Source organism: Lonsdalea quercina subsp. quercina (assembly GCF_000688695.1).
Taxonomy (GTDB): Bacteria; Pseudomonadota; Gammaproteobacteria; order Enterobacterales; family Enterobacteriaceae; genus Lonsdalea; species Lonsdalea quercina_D.
This window is the reverse complement of sequence record NZ_JIBQ01000005.1, coordinates 98,403-125,233: the sequence shown is the minus strand read 5'-3', so window position 1 is coordinate 125,233 and position 26,831 is coordinate 98,403. Positions and strand designations below refer to the sequence as shown.

The following is a 26,831-nucleotide window of genomic DNA, read 5'->3' as shown; positions in this document are numbered from 1 at the left end:
CTCACGGCGCTTTCAGGGAACGAGTCTGATTGTCACCACAAGCCAGGCCAGGCACGTCCTCGAGAAAGCACACTCCGTGTCACCCTAAACGAAATCCGGCCAATCGAGTTTCTGTTATGCATTCACCCTAACCTCGCCACTCACGGGGAAACGCCACGGTTTTCCATACCGACGGGCATACAGCCTTTCCCCGAGAAATCACGGCTAAAGAGAAACCGCATCGCAAGTTAAAATTAACTTACCTTTTGTAATGATTAAACGCCTAATCAAGGCGAACGTAGCAAAAGAATTACGCTTCGCCAATAGAATTCACGCGCTGTTACTTAATTTTCTTTCACAAGAAAATCCGGCTTAAACCAGCGCGACACGCTCAGACTACCTCGTTAAAACAATAGCCTGATATATGTTATTTTTTATCTTGAACAGGAGATAAACCTGCCATAAGAAAACTTTATACCTATTTTAGGTATTTACTTTCATCTGCACGGTGTATGAGTTTTGAAAGATTGTCATCACTGACTGTGGGAGAGATCACAAAAGAGGAGCTTTAGGGACTGCTCCCTATGCGCGGAATAATACATTGCCAATACAGTTATTCCTTCCGCCGCGATTAAAGAATCATCAGCAATCTTTATATTTTTGACATAAAAAAACGGCTGACGCGGTCACGGCAGCCGTAAGGACTCATGAAGCAATAGTAGAGAATGGGCAGTGCTTATAATAATCCGGGGAACGTCGATCTCAGGCCGGTCACAATAAACTCAATGCCAAGCGACATCAGTAATAAGCCCATGATACGGGTGACGACGTTAATACCCGTCTGACCCAGTAGTCGAACAATCATCGGCGCGGCACGAAATGACAGCCAACAGCAAAATGAAAATAGCGCGATAGTTAATGACAACCCCACCAAATTCGGCCACCCATGATAGCGAGAGCTCCAGACAATCGTAGAGCTGATTGCCCCCGGTCCTGCCATCAACGGCAAAGCCAAAGGGACGACCCCGACGCTTTCGCGGTTGGCATTTTCCGTTTTTTCCTGTTTGTTCTGCTTATGCTCACCCAACTTCCCGCTAATCATCGACATGGCAATCGTCATCACCAGAATCCCTCCGGCGATGCGAAAAGAATCAATGGAGATACCAAATGTTCGCAGAATGCCGTCACCGAAAAATAATGAGACCCAGAGAATAAGTACAACCGAAACATTCGCCGTTAAATTCGTTTTGTCGCGTTCCTTATTATCCTGATAACTGGTCATCCCTATAAATACAGGTAAAACGCCGATAGGGTTGACGAGGGCGAATAAGCCGACGAAAAATTTTATAAAGCTGGAAATATCCAGCACAGAATGCATCACACCGCACCTCAGACAGTCTTCAGGGAGATAAGAGAATTACGGGCGCATTGTAATGAAAAGAAGACGATACGTCCCTCTCGATAATCGAATATTCCTCTGTTTTTTTCTTTGTAAGGCAAATAAACAGATAAATACACTTTTCAACAAAAAACACCCATTTTTTATAAGCCTTCATTTTTGATAGGTTAAAACTATCGATAAGAAAATGCTGAATGGTGTCAGCCAGCTAAATATTGGACCAGGATCACAAAAAAGCGATTGATAACCCTGTAACCTGAGTCCAATCGCTAAAACGAGACCCGCAGAATAAATAGCCAAAAAAGTATTTCGCTTTAGACCCTCTTAGAGGGTAGCAGAGACGCAGCCAATAACGACTGATGTTGACCTCGGTAATGAGTATAGCGCGAGCTCTTTGAGTCAATGGGGCGCGGACAGATGCCACACCACTGCCCCCCGTAATACCAGCGTGTCAAACGACGCGACTGCCCATGAAGCGGCAACTATTGACTGAAAGAGTTTGAATAATTACAGGAGATCATTATGGCCGTAACCAATGTGGCAGAACTTAACGCTCTGGTCGAACGTGTGAAAAACGCTCAGCGCGAGTTTGCCAGCTTCTCTCAAGAGCAGGTGGACACCATCTTCCGCGCCGCAGCCCTGGCCGCCGCAGATGCGCGTATCCCTCTGGCGAAAATGGCCGTTGCCGAATCTGGCATGGGGATTGTTGAGGACAAAGTGATTAAAAACCATTTTGCTTCCGAATATATCTACAATGCCTATAAGGATGAAAAGACCTGCGGCGTGTTGTCCGTCGATGATACCTTCGGCACTATCACGATTGCAGAGCCTATCGGCCTGATCTGCGGCATCGTCCCTACGACCAACCCGACCTCCACCGCGATTTTTAAAGCATTAATCAGTCTTAAAACCCGTAACGGCATCATCTTCTCCCCTCACCCACGCGCTAAAGACGCTACGAATAAAGCGGCTGATATCGTGCTGCAAGCCGCCATTGCTGCGGGCGCGCCGAAAGACATCATCGGCTGGATCGATGCGCCCTCCGTCGAGCTGTCCAATCAATTAATGCATCACCCGGATATCAACCTGATCCTGGCGACAGGCGGCCCCGGCATGGTGAAAGCGGCTTACAGCTCGGGTAAACCGGCTATCGGCGTTGGCGCGGGCAATACCCCCGTAGTGATTGACGAAACCGCGGATATCAAGCGCGCCGTCGCTTCAATCCTCATGTCCAAAACCTTCGATAACGGCGTCATTTGCGCATCAGAACAGTCCGTCGTCGTGGTAGATAAAGTTTATGACGCCGTACGTGAGCGCTTCGCCACCCACGGCGGTTACCTGCTGCAAGGTCAGGAGCTGACAGCCGTTCAGGGCGTCCTGTTGAAAAACGGTGCGCTCAACGCCGCGATCGTCGGCCAGACGGCTGCGGATATCGCCAAACTAGCAGGCATCAGCGTACCGACAAACACCAAGGTGTTGATCGGCGAAGTCAGCAAAATTGACGAATCTGAACCGTTCGCCCATGAAAAATTGTCTCCCACGCTGGCCATGTATCGCGCGAAAGACTTTGATGACGCAGTGGTGAAAGCGGAACAGCTCGTGGCGATGGGCGGTATCGGCCATACCTCCTGCCTGTATACCGATCAGGACAACGAAAAAGCGCGCATTAATACCTTCGGCGATAAGATGAAAACCGCGCGTATTTTGATCAACACCCCGGCATCTCAGGGCGGGATTGGTGATTTGTACAACTTCAAACTTGCGCCGTCACTGACGCTGGGATGCGGCTCATGGGGCGGTAACTCGATTTCAGAAAACGTCGGGCCGAAACATCTGATCAACCGTAAAATGGTAGCGAAGCGAGCTGAAAATATGTTGTGGCACAAAATTCCCAAATCTATCTATTTCCGTCGGGGCTCCCTGCCGCTGGCGCTCGAAGAAGTCGCGACGGAAGGCGCTAAACGCGCATTCATCGTTACGGACCCGTTCTTGTTCAATAATGGCTATGTCGACCAGGTCACCAGCGTATTGAAACGTCATGGCATGGAAGTTGACGTCTTCTTCGAAGTGGAAGCCGATCCGACACTGAGCGTGGTACGCCGCGGCGTTGAAAAGATGAACGTGTTCAAGCCTGATGTGATCATTGCCCTGGGCGGCGGTTCTCCGATGGATGCGGCGAAAATCATGTGGGTGCTGTACGAACACCCGGACACGCATTTTGCAGACCTGGCGCTGCGCTTTATGGATATTCGCAAACGTATCTATAAATTCCCGAAAATGGGGATCAAAGCGAAGATGGTGGCCATTACGACCACTTCCGGTACGGGTTCAGAAGTCACGCCATTCGCTGTGGTCACCGACGATTCGACAGGTCAGAAATATCCGCTGGCAGACTATGCGCTGACGCCGGACATGGCCATTATCGACGCCAACCTTGTCATGGATATGCCGAAGTCCCTGTGCGCGTTCGGCGGTTTGGATGCGGTCACACATGCGCTGGAAGCTTATGTTTCAGTACTGGCTAATGAATACTCGGACGGACAGGCGCTTCAAGCGTTGAAACTGCTGAAAGAAAACCTGCCGGCGAGCTACCGCGAAGGCGCCAAAAATCCGGTGGCCCGCGAGCGCGTGCATAACGCCGCCACCATCGCAGGTATCGCGTTTGCCAACGCCTTCCTTGGCGTGTGCCACTCCATGGCCCATAAGTTAGGATCAGAGTTCCACATTCCACATGGCCTGGCTAACGCCATGCTGATCTGCAACGTTATCCGTTACAACGCCAACGACGTTCCGACCAAGCAGACGGCATTCAGTCAGTACGACCGTCCGCAGGCGCGTCGTCGCTATGCGGAGATTGCCGATCACCTGGGATTGAGTGCGGCAGGCGACCGTACGGCGCAGAAAATTGAGAAGCTGCTGGCTTGGCTTGAGTCGCTGAAGAAAGAGTTGGGCATCCCTGCGTCCATTCGAGAAGCCGGCGTTCAGGAAGCTGACTTCCTGGCGAAAGTCGATAAGCTGTCTGAAGATGCGCTGGACGATCAGTGCACCGGGGCCAATCCGCGCTTCCCGTTAATTGTCGAAGTGAAGCAAATCCTGCTGGATTGTTACTATGGCCGCACATTCTCAGAGCAGGACGATGTTGCGCCTGCCAGTGAACCAGCGAAAGCACCGACTAAAAAGCAAAAAGGCGGTAAAGTCGTAAGTTAAGTCAACTTCCCCTTTTGTTAAGCTCAAACCCCGTGTCATTGATGCGGGGTTTTTTATTGACCTTCAGAGAAGGCCCGCACAAGCCGATGACGCATCAGGGTTATCAGAAGTCTCCTCTTTAACGAGAATCGCGCCAACGCCGTCTGAAGCCGCTGTTGGGATGGATTATGTGAGGTAAGCGCAACAACGCGTTATTTACCTAATCAATCGGCGACACTTCCCTCTTTTGCGAATAAAGACGCCTGTATGCTTCGTGATTGGCACTTTATGTACGCAGTTATTTATAGGCGCATTGAGGTTAATACCTGAAGCAACACCGTTCAAACGGGTTCTGACATGTTATACCCCTCCTCATCGCGTGGAGTAAAAACGCCTCACTGTCAGGAACGGCAAAGATTCATAGGACTTATTAATATGACTTAGAGGCAACGTGTAAGCGGGATAAAATTTTCTTTATATCAATAGTTACAAAAGTAAGCATGTCGTAAGATTAATCAATTATCTCATCATTTTCTCCATAAAACCGTTAACTTCCGGACTCATATGCATCGCAAATAATATGGATAAATTAAGGGTAATGACGGATAGTAGTCTTCTTAATGAAGGATGGCAGGATGCCGACATATAATTTATACGTGAATAGTTCCCGCCAGATGTTCTTTCCATATTGGATTTAAAATAGACCATCATTGGGTTCACGATACGTTTCTCATCAGGCGAGGAAACACGTCTGTACTGCATTTTCACCGAAGTATTAGAAATAGACGTACCCTCATGCGACTCGCGTTTATTTATGCCAAAACAACTCTGTGGGCTCTGGTTAGCCTTAAAATAAATTCGACCGATATCAAATACAGCGTAGTTCCCCACTTCACCTGTCATGCTTTGGAAATGATTGTAACAATCTCGCCATCTCACTAACGCGAGCATCATTTATGCTATTCCCTACAGGGATGTAGCGGTAACAGGTAATTGGGCTTGTAGAACGGGACAATTTGCGATTAATTGTCGGATAAACAAACCGCGGCAACAGGTCAGACCATAATTCAGCGTCTTGTACGTAACCAAATGTATTAGCAATCCTGAAAGATTTATATCTGTCTGCAGATACGTGATGGCTGTATTAGATTTGTTATTTTTGTCGATAATACAAATCTACCTATTGCAGAAAATAAAATAGAGCTCTATTATCTCTCGTACAGCCACTAATTAAATATATTTTGAGACTAATACAATGAGCGAAGCACTAAAGATTCTAAACAACATCCGTACCCTGCGCGCCCAGGCAAGAGAATGTAGTCTGGAAACCCTGGAAGAAATGCTGGAAAAACTGGAAGTCGTGGTTAATGAACGCCGCGAAGAAGAAAGCCAAGCTCAGGCAGAAATTGAAGAACGTACTCGCAAATTGCAGCAGTATCGCGATATGTTAATTGCAGACGGTATCGATCCGAATGAACTGCTTCAGTCTTTAGGCTCTACTAAAGTTGCCGGTAAAAGCAAACGTGCTGCCCGTCCTGCTAAATATCAGTACACTGATGAAAACGGCGAAGTCAAAACCTGGACTGGTCAGGGCCGTACTCCGGCAGTGATCAAAAAGGCGATCGAAGAACAGGGTAAATCTCTGGATGACTTCCTGCTTTAATAGCATCAAATAATCAAGACTTATGAAATACCCCCTGCTCGCAGGGGGTATTTTTTTATTTAATTTAAAGGGAGAAACACGTTAGGCGGGATGGGATGAAAGCCCTCTGCAATAGAACAGAAGGCTGATCTTAATTAGCTATTTTCTTCCTGAACGGCCGTCTTTAACCACTGGTTGAACTCAGATCCCAACGTTTTGTGACGCAATCCATATTCCACGAAAGCTGACATGTAACCCAGCTTATTTCCGCAGTCGTGGCTAATACCTTTGAGGTGGTAAGCCTCAACAGTCTCTTTGTCCATCAGCATCGCGATAGCATCGGTGAGCTGAATCTCATTCCCCGCGCCCGGAGGCGTTTTCTTCAGGAAGTCCCAGATTTGAGCCGACAGAACATAGCGGCCAACCACGGCCAAGTTAGACGGCGCTTCATCCGCTTTCGGTTTTTCAACGACGCCAACCATAGGCGCGCTGTCACCTGGTTTCAGTTCCCTTCCCTGACAGTCAACGACCCCATAGCTGCTAACGTCTTCAACGGGCTCAACCATTATCTGGCTATGCCCAGTTTCCTCGAAGCGTTGAAGCATTTCACTGAGGTTATCTTTCTTCAGGTTGCTCTCGTATTCGTCGATGATGACGTCCGGCAAAATAACCGCAACAGGTTCGTCGCCCACCAACGGGTAGGCGCACAATACTGCGTGCCCTAAGCCTTTAGCCACGCCCTGACGTACCTGCATAATAGTGACATGCTCAGGGCAAATGGATTTAACTTCATCTAATAGCTGTCGCTTAACACGCTTTTCCAGCATAGCTTCAAGTTCAAAGCTGGTATCGAAGTGGTTTTCAATCGAGTTTTTGGAGGAATGCGTTACCAGAATAATTTCGTTAATGCCTGCCGCAATACATTCATTGACTACATATTGAATTAAAGGTTTATCAACCAGCGGTAACATTTCCTTTGGAATAGCCTTGGTGGCCGGCAGCATGCGCGTACCCAGCCCGGCCACAGGAATGACCGCTTTTTTTACTTTTTTATTGACAGCTGACATAAACAACCTCGTATATTTCGTTCAAATAATGAGCTTTATTTATCTTCTACCCATAAGTACTAAGTATATCAGTTCCGATACGCATTGCTCGGTACAGACCCATACTTGGAAAAAGAAAGCGCATTACCCCTCAAATTGTAGAAATCCAAATAATTACAATGCGTCTCTACAGGTTGAAGTATGCTTATCCCGGTGACCATCAGATTAATCCGTAGAAACCATCAAACGTAGCTGCCCACCACTTCCCCATATCTGACACTGCCACGATTCGCACTGATAACCGAGCTGATTCAGATAAGCGCTATCCTTTGCGCCGAGCGGAATTCCGCTATGTAGCATCAACTGATTTTCTTTTACGCTAAGCGTCGCGTGTAATCCTGCAGAAATAAGAATCAGTTTTTTCACACTGTGGTGGTAATACCCGACCAACAATGGAAACTCCCCCTTAAGGCCGGCATGACGTAACAGTTGATTTACTTGTCTTAACAACATGGATAATTCGGGCTGTTTGCGCTGCTGATTGGCGAGGTGCTCACGTAATAGCCCATTGAATAATGCGCGTAATAACAATGCGGCTACGACACCGTTATTATGAGCGGCCTGTGTAACGTCCAGACAGTAAAACGCCAGTTCATCTTCCGATAAGGCAACGATATCTAATACTAACCCTGGATGATCAGCTACGGTGAGTTGCCGATAATTAATGCGGCACTGTGCAATCGTTTGATTAACAGGCGGCTGTAATTGTTCCAGCAGTTTGTTTGCATCCGCCGGGCATTGATTCAGCGATTCCATATCATGCATTAACTTATCGACTTCACTAACCTGTGAAGTAAACATGTCGGGGTAAAGACATGACATTACCGTTTCACGTAATCGGTTATAATCATTGACCGGTTTCAACAGGACATCCTGAACACCAAGCCGTAATATTTTCGCCACATCAGCCATATGACTGGTTGCCGATATGACGAGAATGGGCGTGTCGGTATTCTGCTGGCGGAATCGATCGACAAACTCAAATCCGCCCATAGTAGGCATATTCAAATCGCAGATGATGAGATCCGGCTGCTGGTGAGTAATCATTTCAAAGGCGTTCTGGCCGTTGTCCGCTTCTATGACGTTGGCACCCAATGAGGTCAGATAACCAGCCAGCACCGAACGGAAAACAGCTTCATCCTCAACGATTAAAATATCTTTCCCCGTTAATGGTCGTGCCATCAGTTACCCCTTAAAACTCAGTCTGTTCATATTCATCATGCTGATGTTGTAATTCAGGCTACCCGAATGTTGCTCAGGTAGCCCGGTGAACCAATGGCAATAACATCTCTCGTTGTTTTTCTACCGCCCGTCTGCCCGCGTCTATGGCCTCCTGCGCGCGATGGAAATCCAGCGTCGCTATCTGCGGGCAGTAGGGTTGGATCAGTACATCCGGCGGATCCCCGGCCATACGGCTCATTTTCAGACGGTTCTCTAACACCTGAATCGAGGTGCTCATAATCTCCATCGCCGTAGGTCTGACTTCCGCTGGCTGCCGTCCTCTCAGGTGAAGTCGCTCGCGTATTCGCTGCGACCACCCGCCTACCGACACGACTTCCATCGCCGGTTGAGGCGGCTTCACGGAGAGCAAATCATGACTTTTCAGGCTCGCGTCATGTTGTAAATCAACGGCAATCACGACATCCGCACCCATGGCCCTCGTTAAGGACACGGGTACGGGATTGACGACAGCGCCATCCACCAGCCAGTAGCCGTTGAACGAGACCGGAGATAACAACCCCGGCATACTGCATGAAGCGCGTATAGACAGGTGCAGGTCTCCCTCTGTCAGCCAGAGCTCTCGACCTGTACTCAAGTTGGTGGCTACCGCACCAAACTTAATGGCGCAATCCTCAATGCGCTGGGTACGTAACAGCTGACGAACATGTTCGAAAACGCGATCGCCCCGCAGTAACCCTCCCCGCCGCCACGACAAATCCATCAGTCGGATCACATCCCAATAGCCGAAACCACTGACCCAACGGGCCATGTTGTCCAACTGATTGGTCGCATAAGCTGCGCCGACCAGCGAGCCAACCGAACATCCGGCGACGATTTCAGGCTCAATGCCGAGATCTTTCAACGCATTGATGACGCCAATATGTGCCCATCCCTTTGCTGCACCGGACCCCAAAGCCAATCCGACCTTGACCTTACGCATGGTTTCCCCCCTGCCTGCTTTATTCTAGACTACATTGCCATGCGTCAAACTCGCTGGGTACTATATGAAGTGTTTTTAAGATACGTCTCAACTATTTAATTCATTAAAAAATTATTAAGGTAGATATTGTGTCCGAATGTTGCTTTTGCGGCAATCAACAACCCTTTTCACGCTGCTGTGAGCCCTATATTCAGGGGGTTGAGGCCGCACCGTCCCCAGAATCGCTGATGCGATCGCGCTATAGCGCCTACGTTCGGCAAGACATTGACTACCTGATCGCCACATGGCATCCAACCTGTCAGGCCGAAAACTTTCGAGCAGATATCGCTTCCACCTGCAGCAACACTGAATGGCGGGGCCTTAATGTATTGACGACAAGTGCAGGAAAAGTGGCCGATGAAGGATTCGTCGAGTTTGCGGCACGATATGCAGACAAGGACACGCCTCAGCGCAACGTGTTGATGAGAGAGCGCTCCCGCTTCCTTCGCCATCACGATCGCTGGTACTATGTCGACGGCGTTCATCTGCCGACCGGCAGAAATGAAGCCTGTCCCTGCGGCTCAGGTAAAAAATACAAAAAGTGCTGCGGACAATAGAGTGACAGCCCGCAATTCCGGCGTGCTGAATAAAATGATTGATATTTGCTTTGGACAGGATCGACACCCCCATGCAATCCCATAATATTCAAAGAAAAGTTCTTCGTACTATCTGCCCTGATTCTAAAGGGTTGATCGCAAAAATCACCAATATTTGCTACAAGCACGAGCTGAACATCGTGCAAAACTCTGAGTATGTCGACCATCGCACCGGGCGTTTCTTCATGCGCACCGAATTGGAAGGCATTTTCAACGATAATACGCTGCTGGAAGATCTGGACAGCGCCTTACCGGTAGGCTCCGTGCGTGAACTCAGCAACGCTGGTCGTCGTCGCATTGTGATTCTGGTGACCAAAGAAGCCCACTGCCTCGGCGATCTGTTGATGAAAAACGCCTATGGTGGCTTAGATGTCGAAATCGCCGCGGTGATCGGTAACCACGAAACGCTGCGCACGCTGGTTGAACGTTTTGATATTCCTTTCCATCTGATCAGCCACGAAGGCTTATCCCGCGACGAACACGATCAAAAAATGATCGCGCAGATCGACCAGTATCAGCCGGACTATGTCGTCCTGGCGAAATACATGCGGGTCCTGACCCCGGCCTTCGTACAGCATTACCCGAATCAGGTCATCAATATTCACCATTCGTTCCTGCCTGCATTTATCGGCGCCCGTCCTTACCACCAGGCTTATGAGCGTGGCGTCAAAATCATCGGCGCTACGGCTCACTATGTGAACGACAGTCTGGATGAAGGCCCCATCATCATGCAGGACGTTATCCATGTTGATCATACGTATACCGCGGACGACATGATGCGTGCGGGTCGCGACGTCGAGAAAAACGTCCTCAGCCGAGCGCTCTATCAAGTGCTGGCACAGCGTGTTTTCGTCTATGGGAATCGCACGATCATCCTGTAACGTTCAACCCAATGTCATCGCGCCGCTCAAGACAGCGTCACATGGCATAAAAAACCGGCAAACGAATCTAAATTTGCCGGTTCAGACTTTACAGGGGCGCGGCATTTGTTATGATGCGCCCCGCTTAACGCAAAACACGTTTCAGGCCAGTGGTGGGGTTCCCGAGCGGCCAAAGGGAGCAGACTGTAAATCTGCCGTCACAGACTTCGAAGGTTCGAATCCTTCCCCCACCACCATCTTCTAAAAATCTCTCCCCAAATAAACTCAACACGCTGAAGTCGCCTGTTCCCGTAGGGGGAAGATGAGAACCTTCGACAAGGTTCGAGTCGAGCGTAGCGAGACAACGTGCGCAGCACGGCCCGAAGGGTGAGGAACGAAGTGACGAATCATCCTTCCCCCACCACCATCTTCTAAAAATCTCTCCCCAAATAAACTCAACACGCTGAAGTCGCCTGTTCTTAACTACATCCGACAATTGCCTCCCTAGGCGCCAATCCCCTTCGCTTATCCTTTCCACCGTCCGGGCATATAGGTAAATACCGGCAGTTGCCATGACCAGCGAATCGCTGCCAGGCGCACAGAGAGTCCAATCAGGAAGGAAAGCAGTTGGTTGATATCGTGGTTAAGGCCGACGTGCCGAAAACCGAGGTACAGCAGCGCCACCAGCAGCGAGACGCAGGCATACAGCTCTTTACGCAGCACCATCGGCGTGCGGTTGCAGAAAATATCCCGCAAGATCCCGCCGAAAATCCCTGTCGTCACCCCCGCGATGACCACGATCGTCAACGAGTAATTGAGGTGCAGCGCCACGTTGCAGCCGATAATCGTGAACGCAATGAGCCCCATGGCATCGAGTACCAGAAACAGCCGATGCAGGTGCTGCATGAAGCGCGCAATAATGACGGTAAACAGACCCGCGCCGACCGTGAGATAGATGTAAGCCGGATGTTGAGTCCAGCCGATGGGGAAATTGCCGAGGAGAATGTCACGGACAGTGCCGCCGCCGAGCGCGGTAATAAAGGCGATCAAGGAAACGCCGAAGATGTCCATATTGCGGCGGCCTGCCGCCAACGCGCCGGACATCCCCTCTGCGGTTATGGCAATAAGATAGATATAGGTCAGCACACGAGCCTCTCGTGGTTGTGCCCCTCCCTCTGTCCTTTTACCTGAGAGTTTGTGCAGCAGTTGCTGCTTGCCCCTTCGGTGGGTTGTCTGGCAACCGCTCTCCAGTTGGCGTGGATAGAATCTGCAGTAAGGTGGCCTGAGCGATTATGGGAGTTTGCGCCTTCGGCGGGATGGCCTGTAATGGCCTCCTCTCTCCTGCGAGACGCGGAGTATACGGGCTCTCAGGACCGCCATCANCCCTGCCACAACGATGGTTACTATCGGCGTTTATGCAGGGTCTCGACCGTGACTCGCCGCCGTCATTTCTGCTACCATCACGGCACATTTTCATTACATCGGCAGCGAACATGAAGTTTGTTTCTTTTAACATCAACGGCCTGCGAGCGCGGCCTCATCAACTAGCCGCAGTGGTCGAACAACACCAGCCGGACGTCATTGGTTTACAGGAAACCAAAGTGCACGACGACATGTTTCCGTTGGAAGACGTGGCGCAGCATGGCTATCACGTGTTCTTCCACGGCCAGAAAGGCCATTACGGCGTAGCGTTGCTGACGAAGAAAGAGCCACTGGCGGTCCGCCGCGGATTCCCGACCGATGAGGAAGACGCGCAGCGACGCATCATCATGGCGGATATCGAAACCCCTCAGGGTCCGTTGACCGTCATCAACGGCTATTTTCCTCAGGGAGAAAGCCGCGACCATCCGACTAAATTTCCTGCAAAAACGCGTTTCTATCAGGATCTGCAGAACTATATCGAACACCATCACCCAGAAGGGCAACCGCTGGTCATCATGGGCGATCTAAATATCAGCCCGACCGATCTGGATATTGGGATTGGGGAAGAGAACCGTAAGCGCTGGCTGCGCACCGGTAAATGCTCTTTCTTGCCGGAAGAGCGTGAGTGGCTGGCCCGACTGCAAAACTGGGGGCTGGTGGACACGTTCCGCGCCGCCAATCCCTCCTGCAAAGACCAATTTTCCTGGTTCGACTATCGGTCCAAAGGCTTTGATACTAATCGCGGCCTGCGCATCGACCTGATTCTGGCAAGCTCGTCTCTGGCGGAAAGCTGCACCGCAACCGGCATCGACTATACGATCCGTGCGATGGAGAAGCCGTCGGACCACGCGCCTATCTGGGCAGAATTCGCGCTTTAACGCGCTTGTCGGCGGGGCCGCATCTCAGCCCCGCCACGGCTTATTTGACCATTTTCCACACCAGATTATTGGTGCTGAGCCTCTGCTTATCCTCAGAGCATTGCAACAATACGCCTTCCATCTTGATGACCGCCCCTTCGGAATACTGCTTGTTCTGATAGGTACAGCAACGGATACATTGCTGAGCGTTATCCTGTTGGCCTGAATGGTTGCCATTGCCCCAAATCACCTGCGGCGGAACCGGCACGACAATATCGGTATTCGTGTGACTCCCTGGATTTGCCTGCCCCCAGAGAGGGAAAATCACCAGCGTTGCCGCCAGAATCTGTCCCCATTTTACCGTCATGAATTTTGCTCCTTCACCTTAGGCTGCGACTTACGCCGCTTTTTTGGTTTCGATTTGCCAGGCGCGGGCGGTAGGCCACGCAATAACGGCATACTGCCACGATGCCTGACCTGCTGGATGATGTCGCACAGAGACGCCGTCAATGGCTGCATAAAATCCTGATAGCGACACTGTTTTTCGCTGATTTTGGTCAGTGTGGACTCCCAATGCGCGGTCATGTCCGGATGCGCGGCGCTGGGCGGCAATGAATGGATCAGCGCTCGCCCGGTTTCGCTGGCATGGATGTAACGCCCTTTTTTCACCAGGAATGCACGCTTGAACAAGAGTTCGATAATGCCGGCTCTCGTCGCTTCCGTTCCTAAACCATCGGTCGCACGAAGGATTTTCTTCAGTTCTTTATCCTGCACAAACCGGGCAATTCCCGTCATGGCAGAAAGTAGCGTCGCATCGGTAAAATGGCGCGGCGGCTGAGTCTGGCGCTCGACCACTTCTCCCCGTTCACACAGAAGTTCATCGCCTTTGCTGACAACGGGCAGCGGCGTCCCTTCGTTCTCTTCGTCGCGCTCTTTACCGCCGAGGAGCGTGCGCCAGCCCGCTTCCGCCAGAAAACGGGCCTTGGCCACAAATTTGCCCCCGGCAATATCCAGTTCGATCACGCATTTGCGAAAGACGGCATCGGCGCAGAACTGCATCAGATATTGCCGTGCGACTAGCCCATACACCTGACTTTCGTGCTGCGTCAGCGTCGTCTTCGCTGTTCGCGCCGTAGGAATGATCGCGTGGTGAGCATCCACCTTACCGTCATCCCAGCATCGGTTGCGGCGTTCGCTGTCAAAAATCGGTTCGGGCGGTTGTAAATCCGGCTGATGCACCCCGATCGCCTGCAATACCGCTTGTCGCCCCGCAAAGTGCTCTTCGGGCAGATAGCGGCAGTCCGAACGAGGATAGGTAATCAGTTTGTGGGTTTCGTACAACCGCTGACAGGTATCCAGAACCTGCTGGGCGCTCAAACCATACCGTCTGGCGGCTTCGATCTGTAGCGTAGACAGCGAATAAGGCAACGGTGCGATTTCTGATTCCCGTTTATCATTATAGCCGGTGACCCGAGCAGGCTGTCCGGCAATACGGGTCACCACATGCTCCGCCAGCGGACGGTGTAGCAAACGCCCCTCTTCGTCCTGATAAGGTTCACAGGATTCACTGGGCTGCCACAGCGCCGTAAAGCGCTCATCCGCCGGCGTCACGATATGCGCTTTGACGTCGAAAAAGTCTTTAGGCACGAAGTTTTCGATCTCTTCGTCGCGCCGAACCACCAATCCCAACACGGGCGTCTGCACCCTTCCCACCGACAGCACGCCATCGTAGCCGGCATGGCGGCCCAGCAGCGTATAGGCGCGGGTCATGTTGATGCCATACAGCCAATCCGCGCGCGAGCGCGCGAGCGCAGAAACGCACAGCGGGATAAATTCACGGTTTTCACGCAGACGGGCCACGGCTCTCTCGACCGCCTGCGGGTTGAGATCGTTAATCAGGCAACGTTGAACGCGCTGACGTTTTTCATTGGGAAGATCGAGGTATTCCAACACCTCATCAACCAACAGCTGACCTTCGCGGTCGGGGTCGCCGGCGTGAATGACGTCGTCCGCCTGCGCTAAGAGTTTTTTGATGGCATTGAGCTGCTTACTCACGGAAGGACGCGGCTGCAGCCGCCACTTCTGCGGCACAATCGGCAGATCGTCCAGCGCCCAACGCGCATAACGGGGGTCGTAGGCATCCGGCTGAGCCTGCTCCAGCAAATGGCCCACGCACCACGTCACGACATCGTGCTGTCCGCAGGCGATATANCCCTCACCCCGCCGATGGGGTTTAGGCAAAACATCGGCGATAGCCCGCGCCAGGCTGGGCTTTTCGGCAATAAAAAGTCGCATGATTCACCGCACTACCGGCAGTTGTTATTGAGGCTCCCTCTATATTGGTATAGAGGGAGCGAGATAGCGATTCGAAATGGCCAATCGCATCAGAAATAGCGGACGATCCGATCCGGGTCGATCGGCGTCAGCGTCGAGGAGGCTTTCAGCTGAGGAGTACCCAAGTAAAGAAATCCGACAATTTCATCCTGCGGACGACAGTCGAAGGCTTCGCGCACGCGTTCGCTGTGCGTCCAGGCGCCGCTGCGCCAGATGCCATTGAATCCCTGAGCCTGCGCCGCCATCTGCATGGCATGAACCGCACAGCCCGCCGACACCACCTGCTCCCATACAGGGACTTTGTGATTCTCTTCGCAATGCGCGATGACGGTGATAATCAGCGGCGCCCGAAACGGCGACTTACGCGCCTTTTCGATAGCCGACTCATCCAGATGATTTTGCTGCGCCGCTTCAACCAATACATCGCTGAAGCGACTAAGTCCCTCGTCCTGAATGACGAAGAAGCGCCACGGCTGCAATGCGCCGTGGTCGGGAGCCCGCATACCGGCATGAATGATATTTTCCAACGCAGCGCCAGCAGGGGCCGGTGCCGTCAGTCGGGAAGCTGAACGACGATTCAGTAATAGTTCCAGGGCATCCATCACACATCTCCTGTAATTCATCAGGTAGCAAGGGTTGAGACGAGATCGCGCGCAACGGTAGCACAGCCAGAAGTTTTGTTACAAGTTAACAACCTGTGGCGCCGCGCCGGGCAAGATAAAAAGCTGACTTTTACCTGTCCGCTCATTAGGATACTAAACTGTTTTTCCCATTTTCGGAGTTATCATGCGCACGATGTGGCGGATTTTCAGCGGATTCTTTAAGTGGGGGTGGCGCCTGCTTAACTTCATCCGGGAATTCATCCTCAATATTTTTCTTATCATGCTGATCCTGGTTGGCGTGGGTATTTACAGTCAATTCAAGGCGACTCCGCCTGAAACCGCGAAAGGCGCGCTGATGTTGAACATCACCGGCGTCGTCGTCGACAAACCCTCAGTGAACAATAAGCTGCGGCAGTTTGGCCGCGAGTTTCTAGGCGTGTCCGCCAATCGCAATCAGGAGAACTCGCTATTTGACGTCATTGACGTGATTCGGCAGGCCAAAAACGACCGCAACATTACCGGCATGGTGATGGATCTGTCCGACTTCGTCGGCGCCGATCAGCCGTCGTTGCAGTATATCGGCAAAGCGCTGCGTGAATTCCGCGACACGGGCAAACCGATTTACGCCGTAGGCGATAACTACGACCAGTCGCAGTACTATCTGGCCAGTTACGCTAACAAGATTTTCCTGACGCCACAGGGCGGCATCGACCTACACGGCTTCGCCACCAACAACCTCTACTACAAAACGCTGCTGGATAAGCTGAAGGTGACGACTCACATCTTCCGCGTCGGCACCTACAAATCCGCCGTCGAGCCCTACATCCGGGATGACATGTCCCCCGCAGCACGAGATGCCGACGGCCGCTGGGTCAACAGTCTGTGGCAAAACTACCTGACGACGATCGCTGCGAATCGTGAAATTACGCCTCAGCAGCTCTTCCCCGGCGCCGACGGCCTGCTCACCGCCCTGCGCGCGGCGGACGGCGACACCGCACGCTATGCGCTGGATAACAAACTGGTGGATGAAGTGGCTTCCCGCACGGTCATTGAACAGAAGCTGATCAAGACCTTCGGATGGGATGCCAAAAGCAAAGACTTTAACTACACCTCTTTCTATGACTATGCGCTGACCGATCCCCAGCCGGATAACAACCAGATTGCCGTGATCTTCGCCAACGGCATGATCGTCGATGGTAATGAGGCGCCCGGTTATGTCGGCGGTAATACGACGGCCGGACAAATCCGCGATGCCCGGCTCGATCCGAAGGTGAAAGCCATCATCCTGCGCGTGAACAGCCCGGGCGGCAGCGTCACCGCGTCCGAGCAAATCCGCGCCGAGCTGGCCGCCGCACGCCAGGCTGGCAAACCGGTGGTGGTCTCGATGGGAGGCATGGCCGCCTCAGGCGGTTACTGGATCTCCACGCCAGCTAACGCCATTGTCGCCAGCCCCAGTACGCTCACCGGTTCCATCGGTATCTTCGGCGTGATCAACACGGTCGAAAATACGTTGGACAGCGTCGGTGTTCATACCGACGGCGTCGCCACCTCGCCGCTGGCCGATCTGTCTATGACCAAGGCGCTGCCGCCCGAATTCGGCCAACTGATGCAGGTCAACATTGAGCGCGGCTACAAAAACTTCCTCTCTCTGGTGGCGAAGTCTCGCAACAAGACCCCTGAACAGGTAGACGAAATCGCGCAGGGCCACGTCTGGATCGGCAGCGACGCAAAAGCCAACGGCCTGGTCGATACGCTCGGCGACTTCGACGACGCGGTGAAGAAAGCGGCAGAGTTAGCCAAGTTGGATCATCATCAACTGGTCTGGTTCGAAGAAGATGAAGGAGTGATGGATGTGCTCTTCAATCAGGTTCGGAGCTCGGTCTACGCCACGCTTCCCGACGCTTTGCAGACACTGTTTCCCGCGCCCGTCACAGAGTTGAGCGAGATGCTTCGTGCTCAACCGTCTCTGTCGACTAAACTGACTGACCCGCAACATCGCTATGTTATCTGTCTAAGTTGCGGCAACGTTCGCTAATCGCTTTACCCGCCCGGCGGACAATCGCCGGGCTGCTTTTCCCCTCGCTTCGCTCTATAATCCATTTTTTGATTTTGACGTAATCACATCCATGCAAAAGAAATCCATTTATGTCGCCTATACGGGCGGCACGATCGGCATGCAACACTCCGCTCAGGGCTATATCCCGGTTTCAGGCCATCTCCAGCAGCAGCTGGCGCAGATGCCCGAGTTTCATCGGCCGGAAATGCCGTCTTTTACCATTCATGAATATACGCCGCTGATCGACTCCTCGGACATGACGCCGGAAGACTGGCAGATCATCGCCAACGACATACGGCAGCATTACGACGACTATGACGGTTTCGTGATTTTGCATGGGACAGACACGATGGCCTTCACGGCGTCGGCGCTTTCGTTCATGCTGGAGAATCTGGCCAAACCCGTCATAGTGACAGGGTCACAGATCCCGCTGGCAGAACTGCGTTCCGATGGACAAACCAACCTGCTGAACGCGCTGTATGTGGCGGCCAACCACCCTATTAACGAGGTCAGCCTGTTCTTCAACAACAAGCTGTTGCGCGGCAACCGCACCACCAAAGCTCATGCCGACGGCTTTGATGCGTTCTCCTCTCCCAACTACCCCGTGCTGCTGGAAACCGGCATCCACATTCGCCGCCTCTCCTCGGCGCCGCTGGTAGAGTCGACCGAGCCGCTGATTGTTCATGACATTACCCCTCAGCCTATTGGCGTTATCACGATTTACCCCGGTATTTCCGCGGACGTGGTGCGCAATTTCCTGCTTCAACCTGTTCGGGCGTTGATTCTGCGCTCTTACGGCGTCGGCAACGCCCCGCAGAACAAAGCGTTTCTACAAGAGCTGCGGGAAGCGTCCGATCGCGGCATTATTGTTGTCAACTTGACGCAGTGCATGTCCGGCTGTGTCAACATGGAAGGCTATGCGACGGGCAACGCGCTGTCGCAGGCCGGCGTGATCAGCGGTTTCGATATGACCGTTGAAGCGACGCTCACCAAGCTGCATTATCTGCTGAGCCGGGAAGACCTGTCCCCTGATGATATCCGCCGTCTGATGCAGCAGGATCTGCGGGGTGAACTCAGCAATAGCTAAAATTCGGAGGCGTCATGAAGAAAGCGCTGTTACTGATCGATTTGCAGAATGATTTTTGTCCTGGCGGCGCATTGGCCATCAACGAGGGCGATAGTGTCATCCCGGTGGCTAACCGTGCGATTTCCGCCTGTCGTGACGCGCAGATCGCCGTAGTGGCAAGCCTTGACTGGCATCCGGCGGATCATCGCAGCTTTGCCGCCAATTCCGGCACGACGATCGGCGAACTCGGCATGCTGGACGGACTGCCTCAGGTATGGTGGCCGGTGCACTGCGTCGCAGGCGAACCGGGCGCCGAGTTCCACCCGGCGCTCAATCAGCAGGCCATTGACTGGGTCGTCCATAAAGGAACCGCCAGCGATATCGATAGCTACAGCGCCTTCTTTGATAACGGCCATCGGGTAAAAACCGAACTGGACGACTGGCTTCGCGCCCACCAGATCGACTCGCTCGTCATTATGGGATTGGCGACGGACTATTGTGTGAAGTACTCGGTGCTGGATGCGTTGGCGCTGGGATATCGTACTGAGGTCTTGGTGGACGGCTGTCGCGGAGTCAATCTACAGCCGGCAGACAGCGAGAAGGCACTCGAGGAGATGCAGGCGCAGGGCGCGATTTTGACGGAGTCTCAGGCTTTCATCACCGCACTCTCCTCCTCGCAAAGCTAGATAACCGGTGGCGAAGACAATAAGGTCAACGCCATCAATCCTGCGGTTTCAGCACCCTAATTGGCTCAGCTGCCGCAACAAACCGCTGTTTAAGCGCCTGCTTGCTTTTGATTTCGATTTCACCCAGCTGGTTGATGCTCATGTGGTCGGCCTCTACGTTATGGCGTGACTGCCAGAGTAGAACCATCTGCATGGCGTTGTCTTTCTGTTCCGCAGTCAGCGCCACGCCATCGGGCCATTTACCCAATTCCACCGCCGTCACCAACCGCTGATAGATCTCCGGCGTCATCGCTTTTAATACATCCTCAATCTGCATAGCCCACATTCCTTGATTCGTACGATCTAGATGACTGTTGAGGTCCCCGACACACAAAATGAATGCCCGCGTTACCGTGCCTTCACGTACCGCCGCCCCGAGTAAAGTCACTTTTAGCTGAAACGTTTCAATTAAATAGACTTCTAGCCGTCTATTTCTTGATTATTTTCCGCATCGATGAAGCTTAGCGAGGCCGAGTTGACGCAATAACGCTCACCGGTCGTCTCTTTGGGGCCATCAGGGAATACATGCCCGAGATGAGCATCGCAATTGCCGCAACGAATTTCCACCCGATGCATATTATGCGAATTATCATCCAGATAACGAATCGCCTCCGCAGACACAGGCTGATCAAAACTGGGCCAGCCGCAGCCGGAGTCAAACTTGTTATCCGAGTAAAACAGGGGTTGCTTACAACATAAACAGTGGTAAATACCGGTCTGCTTGTTATGCAGCAATTTGCCGGAAAACGGCGGTTCAGTCCCCCGCTGTTGGGTGACATATCGTTGTATTTCCGTCAGGTTATCGCGCTGAGAAGAGTCTGGAAGGTCATTGTTCATCGGTTTGCTCACAAAAGAAGTTAATACCCGTGTTAAAGAGTATAGACCGTAAGCACTACAAAAAATTAACACTCGAAACGTTATTTGGCCTGTTATTGCGATAGGCTAGAGCCTGACGGGGTGCTAATTGTGATCCATGTCACAATAATACCCCCATCGGGTGTTCTCATACCCGGCCAATGCTCCTATCATGTTGTCCAACAACTGAAATGACCGAATAGATGATTTATCGTGCAAGGGTTGCCCATAGTTTTGACATACAGCAACTATTGACACGATTCCGCTTGACCCTCGGGAAGGTTTTTGTAATTTTACAGCCAACCTTTTATTCACAAACCAAATAGCTGGTGGAATATATGACTATCAAAGTAGGTATCAATGGATTTGGCCGTATCGGCCGTATTGTTTTCCGCGCTGCCCAGGAGCGTTCAGACGTTGAAATCGTTGCAATCAACGATTTGTTAGATGCGGACTACATGGCTTACATGCTGAAGTATGACTCCACTCACGGCCGCTTCAACGGTACTGTTGAAGTTAAAGACGGTCATCTGGTAGTTAACGGCAAAACCATCCGTGTTACCGCAGAACGCGATCCGGCTAACCTGAAATGGAACGAAGCGGGTGTTGACGTTGTTGCAGAAGCGACAGGTATCTTCCTGACTGACGAAACTGCACGTAAACACATCCAGGCTGGCGCCAAGAAAGTCGTACTGACTGGTCCTTCTAAAGACAGCACGCCGATGTTCGTTATGGGCGTTAACCATAAAGACTACGCTGGTCAGGATATCGTTTCTAACGCATCTTGCACCACTAACTGCCTGGCACCGCTGGCTAAAGTTATCAACGACAAATTCGGTATCGTTGAAGCGCTGATGACCACTGTCCACGCGACTACCGCTACTCAGAAAACCGTTGATGGCCCGTCTCACAAAGACTGGCGCGGCGGCCGCGGCGCATCTCAGAACATCATCCCGTCTTCTACCGGTGCGGCTAAAGCTGTAGGTAAAGTTATCCCGGCTCTGAACGGTAAACTGACTGGTATGGCGTTCCGCGTTCCGACTCCGAACGTATCCGTTGTTGACCTGACTGCACGTCTGGAAAAAGGCGCTTCTTACGACGCTATCTGCTCTGCAATCAAAGAAGCATCTGAAGGCGAACTGAAAGGCGTTCTGGGCTACACCGAAGACGCAGTTGTTTCTACCGATTTCAACGGTGAAAAACTGACTTCCGTATTCGATGCTAAAGCTGGTATCGCTCTGAGCGACAACTTCGTGAAACTGGTTGCTTGGTACGATAACGAAACAGGTTACTCCAACAAGGTTCTGGATCTGGTTGCTCACATCTCCAAATAATGAGCTGAAGATCGGTAACTGATTCAAGGGCGACGCAAGTCGCCCTTTTTAATGCACGATGATCTTGATGCACGGCGGTTTTTACTGCGCGATGGCTTCTCTCGCGCCATTGAGTGCCATGCCCCCACCCCACACAACGGTTTATACCCCCTTCCAACTCGTTGACCGACTCGTCGTTCTGATCCGCATCATGACGTCTATTCCCGTCTTTTCTCGCTAAGTTACGATGGTCTCTGTCTGCAGCGACCTCTCCTGACCTAACAGAGCTCTACACGCCAACGCCCCTTGGAAAATAACGAGGAAACCAATAACGCTATTTTTTGACGCGGGTCGACGAGACGGCGAATTCCTATTGGGGAATGACGTCATGAGTGCCACAATATTCATCATTGATTTCTACTCATAGATGAATAGGCCCGCCCATGACTGATGCCCTGTTTTCCCTTCCCGTCAGCAAAACGATTTCCCCCCACATTACGTTGCGTCAGCAGGACCAACTGCCGATTGTGGTCATCGACCATCCGCAGCTGAAAGCCGCCGTCGCACTGCAAGGGGCCCATTTAATCGCCTGGCAGCCCACCGGCGCTGCGCCGGTAATTTGGCTCAGCGACAACACGCTATTCAAGGAAGGGAAAGCCATTCGTGGCGGCATTCCTGTCTGCTTCCCTTGGTTTGGTCCCGTGGCCGAACCCAGTCACGGCTTTGCGCGCAGTATGCCTTGGGCCTTCTCATCCCATATCGATGATGCGGACGGCGTTACGCTGACTCTCACGCTTCGCGACAATGAGGAAACGCGCGCCATCTGGCCGCAAGCGTTTAAGGTGGATGCACGTTTCGTACTCACTAAAACGTCTTGCGATGTGGCGTTGGAGTTCGAAGGGGAATACAGCGTGACTAGCGCCCTGCACACCTATTTCAATATCGGGGACATCAGCCGCGTGCGCGTCAGCGGGCTGGGTGAGCGCTTTATCGATAAGGTCGACCCGGAAAATCCCGGCCTCCAGCAAGGCGACCTCTCATTCCCCAACCGCACCGACCGGATCTATACCGAACCTGAAGCGATCAGCGTGATCCACGATCCTGTTCTTGAGCGCACTATAGAAGTGCACCACCATAACCATAGCGATGTCGTAGCCTGGAACCCAGGGGAGCAGTTGTCAAAAACGATGTCGGATCTCACCGATGAGGGTTACAAAACGTTCGTGTGTGTGGAAACTGCCCGTATCAGTCAACCAGTTAACATCACCCGGCATGCGCCGGCTAAATTGGCGACCTCGATACGCGTTCATTCCACGAACGCAAAATAATTCTATTTTTGAGTGGAGGGCCGGTACGGTTATCGTGTCGGCGTGCCGGGCCTTCTGAGCTGATGTGCTTCATCATAAAGCAAACGCACCGTTAACTGACGTTCACGGTGCGTTCAAAGCACTAAGATAGTGCATTCCTGCTTAGAAGGCGTAACTGATTCCGCCGCCCAGCATCAGGCTATCGCTTTTCTCAACCATCGGGCTGCTTTTCACTTCATCGCTAAGACGGGTGTAGCGACCGATAATCCAGGTGTTCCAACGCGGCGTAATGGTATACCCGACGCTTAGCTCCAGATACGGATCCCAACTGTCTCCCGGCCGATAGCTTTGAATGCCCGAACGCGCTGACTCGCTATTGCTCACACCATAGTAGTAGCGGTTCTGTCGAGCGCTCGACCAGTTAACGCCAATCCCCGGCGTGAAATGCCACTGATCGGCATCAATGCGATAGAGGTAGGCCGTATCCCATACGACGCCATCGCTGTTGCCCAGCGTGTCGGCGGCCAGGACGCTGCGGATTGTTCCCCATTGCGCATCGTGGCGGTAAGCCACCCCGCCCATCAGCGTGCCTCGACGCTTATCCAGCTGTTTCATGCTGCCGTCGTCGCTGTCTCCCGGCTTAAATCCGAACGGGTTGTAGTAGGCGGTCAACGAGAGTTTGTTCTGCTCGTCATTCCACAGATAGTAGCCGCCGCCCAACCCGCGGAAATAGAAGTTATCGCTCTCATACACCACCTGCGGGAAGGGATAGATGTGGTTATCGTCACCGCGATAAACCGACGTTTCGCCGACGGCGCCCACCCCAAGAGAAAAGGTCTCCGCCTGTGCGGATAACGTCGCCGTCACGCTCAGCGCCAACGCGACACCTACTGATTGAAGTTTTTTCACTGCTCACTTTCTCCTGTTCCGATCGAACCTCCCGTGGGAGTAGGCTGCCATTATGGTCATGGCGCAGAAATAACGCCACTACAGACTGAAACGGATAACTTATAACCATTTTTTCTAGTGACGGAAGGTAGCACTGGCATACTCGTTCAGACCTGTTGCAAAGGGGGATCCCCCCTGCAGCAACGGACTGAGTCATTGAAATATCTTAAAAAGCCCAAGGAAGATTAGAGGAAATTTCACCGAGGCAAACTACGCTTTAAAGTGAAGACAACATTCCCTTGCCGCACAGATTGATGTTGAACCTGCGCAGCGCGTCACAAGTTGGCATAAGGGTTGCTGTACTCTGAAGGGGAATTCTTCTTTAGGAGAGCCAACCATTATATAGGCGGTATTCATACTCTCGCTCTCTTATTCTGTGTTGTTAATCGACGAAGGACGGGCATCGCTATGAACATATTTGATCATTACCGTCAGCGCTACGACGCTGCCAAAGACGAAGAGTTCACTCTGCAAGAGTTCCTTAACATCTGCCAGCAGGATCGCAGTGCTTATGCGAATGCTGCCGAAAGATTGTTGATGGCTATCGGTGATCCGGTCATGGTGGACACCGCGCAAGAACCGCGTCTTTCCCGTTTATTTTCCAACCGGGTCATAGCCCGCTACCCTGCTTTCGAAGAGTTTTACGGTATGGAAGAAGCGATCGAGCAAATCGTCGCTTATCTCCGTCATGCTGCTCAAGGTCTGGAAGAGAAGAAACAGATTCTGTATCTGCTCGGTCCGGTGGGCGGGGGGAAATCCTCTCTTGCCGAACGCCTGAAAGCCCTGATGCAGCTCGTGCCCATCTACGTACTCAGCGCCGACGGCGAACGCAGCCCGGTGAACGACCATCCGCTTAGCCTGTTCAATCCACATGAAGACGCCGCCATATTGGAAAAAGAGTATGGCGTGCCGCGTCGTTATCTCGGCACCATCATGTCGCCGTGGGCGGCCAAGCGGCTTCAGGAGTTCGGCGGGGACATCACTAAGTTCCGCGTCGTAAAAGTCTGGCCCTCCATACTGGCGCAGCTGGCCATCGCCAAGACCGAACCCGGCGATGAAAATAACCAGGATATTTCCGCGCTGGTCGGGAAAGTGGACATCCGCAAACTGGAGCACTTCGCCCAGAACGATCCCGATGCCTATGGTTACTCCGGCGCACTTTGCCGCGCCAACCAGGGCATCATGGAATTCGTGGAAATGTTCAAAGCCCCGATCAAGGTGCTTCATCCACTGCTGACCGCGACACAGGAAGGCAACTACAACGGGACGGAAGGTATTGCCGCCCTGCCGTTCAACGGCATCATTCTGGCTCACTCCAACGAATCGGAATGGGTGCAGTTCCGCAACAACAAGAATAACGAGGCCTTCCTCGACCGTGTGTATATCGTCAAAGTCCCGTACTGCCTGCGCGTGTCGGAAGAGGTCAAGATTTACGACAAACTGCTGCAAAACAGTGAGCTGAGCCAGTCGCCTTGCGCCCCAGGCACACTGGAAACGCTGGCGCGCTTCTCTATCTTGTCGCGTCTGAAAGACCCCGAAAACTCCAGCACTTATTCGAAAATGCGGGTGTATGACGGGGAAAGCCTGAAAGATACGGACCCGAAAGCCAAGTCCTACCAGGAATATCGGGACTATGCCGGCGTCGACGAAGGCATGCAGGGATTGTCCACGCGTTTCGCCTTTAAGATTCTGTCTCGCGTGTTCAACTTCGACCACAGCGAAGTCGCTGCCAACCCGGTACACCTGTTCTATGTTCTGGAGCAGCAGATTGAACGCGAACAGTTCCCGCAGGACGTGGCGGAAAAATATCTGGAGCACTTGAAAGGCTATCTGATTCCTAAATACGCGGAATTTATCGGCAAAGAGATTCAGACCGCCTATCTCGAATCCTATTCGGAATACGGCCAGAACATCTTTGATCGCTATGTCACCTACGCGGACTTCTGGATTCAGGATCAGGAATATCGCGATCCCGATACCGGTCAGCTGTTCGACCGCGAAGCGCTTAACAGCGAGCTGGAAAAAATCGAGAAACCGGCAGGCATCAGCAACCCTAAAGACTTCCGTAATGAAATCGTCAACTTCGTGTTGCGTGCTCGCGCGGGCAACAACGGTCGCAATCCAAACTGGACCAGCTATGAAAAATTGCGCACAGTGATTGAGAAGAAGATGTTCTCCAACACTGAGGAGCTGTTGCCGGTGATTTCATTCAATACCAAGACCTCAACCGAGGAGCAGAAAAAACACGATGACTTCGTCGACCGTATGATGGAAAAAGGCTATACCCGCAAGCAGGTTCGATTGTTATGCGAATGGTACCTGCGCGTGAGAAAGTCGTCTTAATGCGACAGACCGACAGGCAACGTCGTTTGGGGGAA

Annotated in this window: 22 protein-coding genes, 1 tRNA gene, 1 other RNA gene and 1 riboswitch; of the genes, 13 read left to right on the top strand and 11 right to left on the bottom strand. The window is 52.2% G+C overall.

Annotated features, from left to right (window positions below; all coding sequences use genetic code 11):
* Positions 1 to 715: 715 nt before the first annotated feature.
* On the bottom strand, positions 716 to 1,360 hold the full coding sequence (locus SB13_RS05660) for a YchE family NAAT transporter (RefSeq protein WP_026739420.1): 645 nt from the start codon (positions 1,358 to 1,360) through the stop codon (positions 716 to 718).
* Between the two features lie 540 nt (positions 1,361 to 1,900).
* Here SB13_RS05660 and adhE point away from each other — a divergent pair.
* Both adhE and hns read left to right on the top strand, forming a co-directional pair.
* Positions 1,901 to 4,585 carry a bifunctional acetaldehyde-CoA/alcohol dehydrogenase gene (gene adhE, locus SB13_RS05655; protein ID WP_026739419.1) on the top strand — a complete coding sequence of 895 codons (2,685 nt, stop codon included), beginning with the start codon at positions 1,901 to 1,903 and terminating at the stop codon, positions 4,583 to 4,585.
* Between the two features lie 1,234 nt (positions 4,586 to 5,819).
* Positions 5,820 to 6,227, top strand: a complete 408-nt coding sequence (gene hns, locus SB13_RS05650) for a histone-like nucleoid-structuring protein H-NS (RefSeq protein WP_026739418.1) — start codon at positions 5,820 to 5,822, stop codon at positions 6,225 to 6,227.
* 134 nt (positions 6,228 to 6,361) lie between these two features.
* Here hns and galU read toward each other — a convergent pair whose 3' ends face one another.
* The 3 genes from galU to rssA all read right to left on the bottom strand — a co-directional run bounded on the left by galU (position 6,362) and on the right by rssA (position 9,473).
* Positions 6,362 to 7,273 (bottom strand): UTP--glucose-1-phosphate uridylyltransferase GalU, encoded by a 912-nt coding sequence (galU, locus tag SB13_RS05645; protein ID WP_026739417.1) that lies wholly within the window; start codon positions 7,271 to 7,273, stop codon positions 6,362 to 6,364.
* Positions 7,274 to 7,477: 204 nt separating this feature from the next.
* Positions 7,478 to 8,494: a two-component system response regulator RssB gene (gene rssB / locus SB13_RS05640; RefSeq protein WP_026739416.1), complete on the bottom strand. Its 1,017-nt coding sequence runs from the start codon at positions 8,492 to 8,494 to the stop codon at positions 7,478 to 7,480.
* Positions 8,495 to 8,567: 73 nt separating this feature from the next.
* Positions 8,568 to 9,473 carry a patatin-like phospholipase RssA gene (gene rssA / locus SB13_RS05635; protein WP_026739415.1) on the bottom strand — a complete coding sequence of 302 codons (906 nt, stop codon included), beginning with the start codon at positions 9,471 to 9,473 and terminating at the stop codon, positions 8,568 to 8,570.
* Positions 9,474 to 9,601: 128 nt separating this feature from the next.
* Between rssA and SB13_RS05630 the strand changes: the two genes are divergently transcribed.
* The 4 genes from SB13_RS05630 to SB13_RS17205 all read left to right on the top strand — a co-directional run bounded on the left by SB13_RS05630 (position 9,602) and on the right by SB13_RS17205 (position 11,395).
* Positions 9,602 to 10,069 (top strand): YchJ family protein, encoded by a 468-nt coding sequence (locus SB13_RS05630; RefSeq protein ID WP_026739414.1) that lies wholly within the window; start codon positions 9,602 to 9,604, stop codon positions 10,067 to 10,069.
* A gap of 71 nt (positions 10,070 to 10,140) precedes the next feature.
* A complete protein-coding gene (gene purU, locus SB13_RS05625; protein WP_026739413.1) occupies positions 10,141 to 10,989 on the top strand; it encodes a formyltetrahydrofolate deformylase in 849 nt (282 codons plus the stop codon).
* Between the two features lie 151 nt (positions 10,990 to 11,140).
* Positions 11,141 to 11,225, top strand: a tRNA-Tyr gene (locus tag SB13_RS05620).
* Between the two features lie 45 nt (positions 11,226 to 11,270).
* Positions 11,271 to 11,395: non-coding RNA, RtT sRNA (locus tag SB13_RS17205), on the top strand.
* A 98-nt stretch (positions 11,396 to 11,493) separates the two neighbouring features.
* On the opposite strand, the gene SB13_RS05615 is transcribed toward SB13_RS17205, so the two are convergent.
* A complete protein-coding gene (locus SB13_RS05615; RefSeq protein ID WP_026739412.1) occupies positions 11,494 to 12,114 on the bottom strand; it encodes a trimeric intracellular cation channel family protein in 621 nt (206 codons plus the stop codon).
* A gap of 19 nt (positions 12,115 to 12,133) precedes the next feature.
* Positions 12,134 to 12,229, bottom strand: a riboswitch (glycine riboswitch).
* A 232-nt stretch (positions 12,230 to 12,461) separates the two neighbouring features.
* Between SB13_RS05615 and xthA the strand changes: the two genes are divergently transcribed.
* A complete protein-coding gene (xthA, locus tag SB13_RS05610) occupies positions 12,462 to 13,268 on the top strand; it encodes an exodeoxyribonuclease III (RefSeq protein WP_026739411.1) in 807 nt (268 codons plus the stop codon).
* Between the two features lie 40 nt (positions 13,269 to 13,308).
* Here xthA and SB13_RS05605 read toward each other — a convergent pair whose 3' ends face one another.
* The 3 genes from SB13_RS05605 to SB13_RS05595 all read right to left on the bottom strand — a co-directional run bounded on the left by SB13_RS05605 (position 13,309) and on the right by SB13_RS05595 (position 16,183).
* The gene (locus tag SB13_RS05605; RefSeq protein WP_026739410.1) at positions 13,309 to 13,614 is read right to left on the bottom strand and encodes a DUF1496 domain-containing protein; all 306 of its coding nucleotides are present in this window, start codon (positions 13,612 to 13,614) and stop codon (positions 13,309 to 13,311) included.
* Positions 13,611 to 15,542 carry a DNA topoisomerase III gene (locus tag SB13_RS05600; RefSeq protein ID WP_026739409.1) on the bottom strand — a complete coding sequence of 644 codons (1,932 nt, stop codon included), beginning with the start codon at positions 15,540 to 15,542 and terminating at the stop codon, positions 13,611 to 13,613. Before SB13_RS05600 ends, SB13_RS05605 begins: the two co-directional genes overlap by 4 nt.
* 89 nt (positions 15,543 to 15,631) lie before the next feature.
* On the bottom strand, positions 15,632 to 16,183 hold the full coding sequence (locus SB13_RS05595) for an NAD(P)H nitroreductase (protein ID WP_026739408.1): 552 nt from the start codon (positions 16,181 to 16,183) through the stop codon (positions 15,632 to 15,634).
* A gap of 184 nt (positions 16,184 to 16,367) precedes the next feature.
* Here SB13_RS05595 and sppA point away from each other — a divergent pair, with 184 nt between their 5' ends.
* The 3 genes from sppA (at position 16,368) to pncA (ending at position 19,991) form a co-directional block, all read left to right on the top strand.
* The gene (gene sppA / locus SB13_RS05590) at positions 16,368 to 18,218 is read left to right on the top strand and encodes a signal peptide peptidase SppA (RefSeq protein WP_026739407.1); all 1,851 of its coding nucleotides are present in this window, start codon (positions 16,368 to 16,370) and stop codon (positions 18,216 to 18,218) included.
* Between the two features lie 91 nt (positions 18,219 to 18,309).
* Entirely contained in the window at positions 18,310 to 19,326 is a 1,017-nt protein-coding gene (gene ansA, locus SB13_RS05585) for an asparaginase (protein ID WP_026739406.1), read from the top strand.
* Positions 19,327 to 19,340: 14 nt separating this feature from the next.
* The gene (gene pncA, locus SB13_RS05580) at positions 19,341 to 19,991 is read left to right on the top strand and encodes a bifunctional nicotinamidase/pyrazinamidase (RefSeq protein ID WP_026739405.1); all 651 of its coding nucleotides are present in this window, start codon (positions 19,341 to 19,343) and stop codon (positions 19,989 to 19,991) included.
* Between the two features lie 34 nt (positions 19,992 to 20,025).
* On the opposite strand, the gene SB13_RS05575 is transcribed toward pncA, so the two are convergent.
* Together SB13_RS05575 and msrB are read right to left on the bottom strand one after the other, a co-directional pair.
* Positions 20,026 to 20,307: a YeaC family protein gene (locus SB13_RS05575; RefSeq protein WP_026739404.1), complete on the bottom strand. Its 282-nt coding sequence runs from the start codon at positions 20,305 to 20,307 to the stop codon at positions 20,026 to 20,028.
* 143 nt (positions 20,308 to 20,450) lie between these two features.
* A complete protein-coding gene (gene msrB / locus SB13_RS05570) occupies positions 20,451 to 20,867 on the bottom strand; it encodes a peptide-methionine (R)-S-oxide reductase MsrB (protein ID WP_026739403.1) in 417 nt (138 codons plus the stop codon).
* Between the two features lie 356 nt (positions 20,868 to 21,223).
* On the opposite strand from msrB, the gene gapA reads away from it, so the two are divergent.
* Positions 21,224 to 22,219 (top strand): glyceraldehyde-3-phosphate dehydrogenase, encoded by a 996-nt coding sequence (gene gapA, locus SB13_RS05565; protein ID WP_026739402.1) that lies wholly within the window; start codon positions 21,224 to 21,226, stop codon positions 22,217 to 22,219.
* A gap of 422 nt (positions 22,220 to 22,641) precedes the next feature.
* Positions 22,642 to 23,526, top strand: a complete 885-nt coding sequence (locus SB13_RS05560; protein WP_026739401.1) for a D-hexose-6-phosphate mutarotase — start codon at positions 22,642 to 22,644, stop codon at positions 23,524 to 23,526.
* Between the two features lie 141 nt (positions 23,527 to 23,667).
* On the opposite strand, the gene SB13_RS05555 is transcribed toward SB13_RS05560, so the two are convergent.
* Positions 23,668 to 24,414: a MipA/OmpV family protein gene (locus tag SB13_RS05555; protein WP_026739400.1), complete on the bottom strand. Its 747-nt coding sequence runs from the start codon at positions 24,412 to 24,414 to the stop codon at positions 23,668 to 23,670.
* A 447-nt stretch (positions 24,415 to 24,861) separates the two neighbouring features.
* On the opposite strand from SB13_RS05555, the gene SB13_RS05550 reads away from it, so the two are divergent.
* Positions 24,862 to 26,796: a PrkA family serine protein kinase gene (locus SB13_RS05550; protein ID WP_026739399.1), complete on the top strand. Its 1,935-nt coding sequence runs from the start codon at positions 24,862 to 24,864 to the stop codon at positions 26,794 to 26,796.
* Positions 26,797 to 26,831 lie beyond the last annotated feature (35 nt).

Bases quoted from the DNA above. Each gene is read 5' to 3' on its own strand.
- adhE (WP_026739419.1), top strand. From the start codon at position 1,901: ATGGCCGTAACCAATGTGGCAGAACTTAACGCTCTGGTCGAACGTGTG.
- hns (WP_026739418.1), top strand. From the start codon at position 5,820: ATGAGCGAAGCACTAAAGATTCTAAACAACATCCGTACCCTGCGCGCC.
- galU (WP_026739417.1), bottom strand. From the start codon at position 7,273: ATGTCAGCTGTCAATAAAAAAGTAAAAAAAGCGGTCATTCCTGTGGCC.
- rssB (WP_026739416.1), bottom strand. From the start codon at position 8,494: ATGGCACGACCATTAACGGGGAAAGATATTTTAATCGTTGAGGATGAA.
- rssA (WP_026739415.1), bottom strand. From the start codon at position 9,473: ATGCGTAAGGTCAAGGTCGGATTGGCTTTGGGGTCCGGTGCAGCAAAG.
- purU (WP_026739413.1), top strand. From the start codon at position 10,141: ATGCAATCCCATAATATTCAAAGAAAAGTTCTTCGTACTATCTGCCCT.
- xthA (WP_026739411.1), top strand. From the start codon at position 12,462: ATGAAGTTTGTTTCTTTTAACATCAACGGCCTGCGAGCGCGGCCTCAT.
- SB13_RS05605 (WP_026739410.1), bottom strand. From the start codon at position 13,614: ATGACGGTAAAATGGGGACAGATTCTGGCGGCAACGCTGGTGATTTTC.
- SB13_RS05595 (WP_026739408.1), bottom strand. From the start codon at position 16,183: ATGGATGCCCTGGAACTATTACTGAATCGTCGTTCAGCTTCCCGACTG.
- sppA (WP_026739407.1), top strand. From the start codon at position 16,368: ATGCGCACGATGTGGCGGATTTTCAGCGGATTCTTTAAGTGGGGGTGG.
- ansA (WP_026739406.1), top strand. From the start codon at position 18,310: ATGCAAAAGAAATCCATTTATGTCGCCTATACGGGCGGCACGATCGGC.
- pncA (WP_026739405.1), top strand. From the start codon at position 19,341: ATGAAGAAAGCGCTGTTACTGATCGATTTGCAGAATGATTTTTGTCCT.
- SB13_RS05575 (WP_026739404.1), bottom strand. From the start codon at position 20,307: ATGCAGATTGAGGATGTATTAAAAGCGATGACGCCGGAGATCTATCAG.
- msrB (WP_026739403.1), bottom strand. From the start codon at position 20,867: ATGAACAATGACCTTCCAGACTCTTCTCAGCGCGATAACCTGACGGAA.
- gapA (WP_026739402.1), top strand. From the start codon at position 21,224: ATGACTATCAAAGTAGGTATCAATGGATTTGGCCGTATCGGCCGTATT.
- SB13_RS05560 (WP_026739401.1), top strand. From the start codon at position 22,642: ATGACTGATGCCCTGTTTTCCCTTCCCGTCAGCAAAACGATTTCCCCC.
- SB13_RS05550 (WP_026739399.1), top strand. From the start codon at position 24,862: ATGAACATATTTGATCATTACCGTCAGCGCTACGACGCTGCCAAAGAC.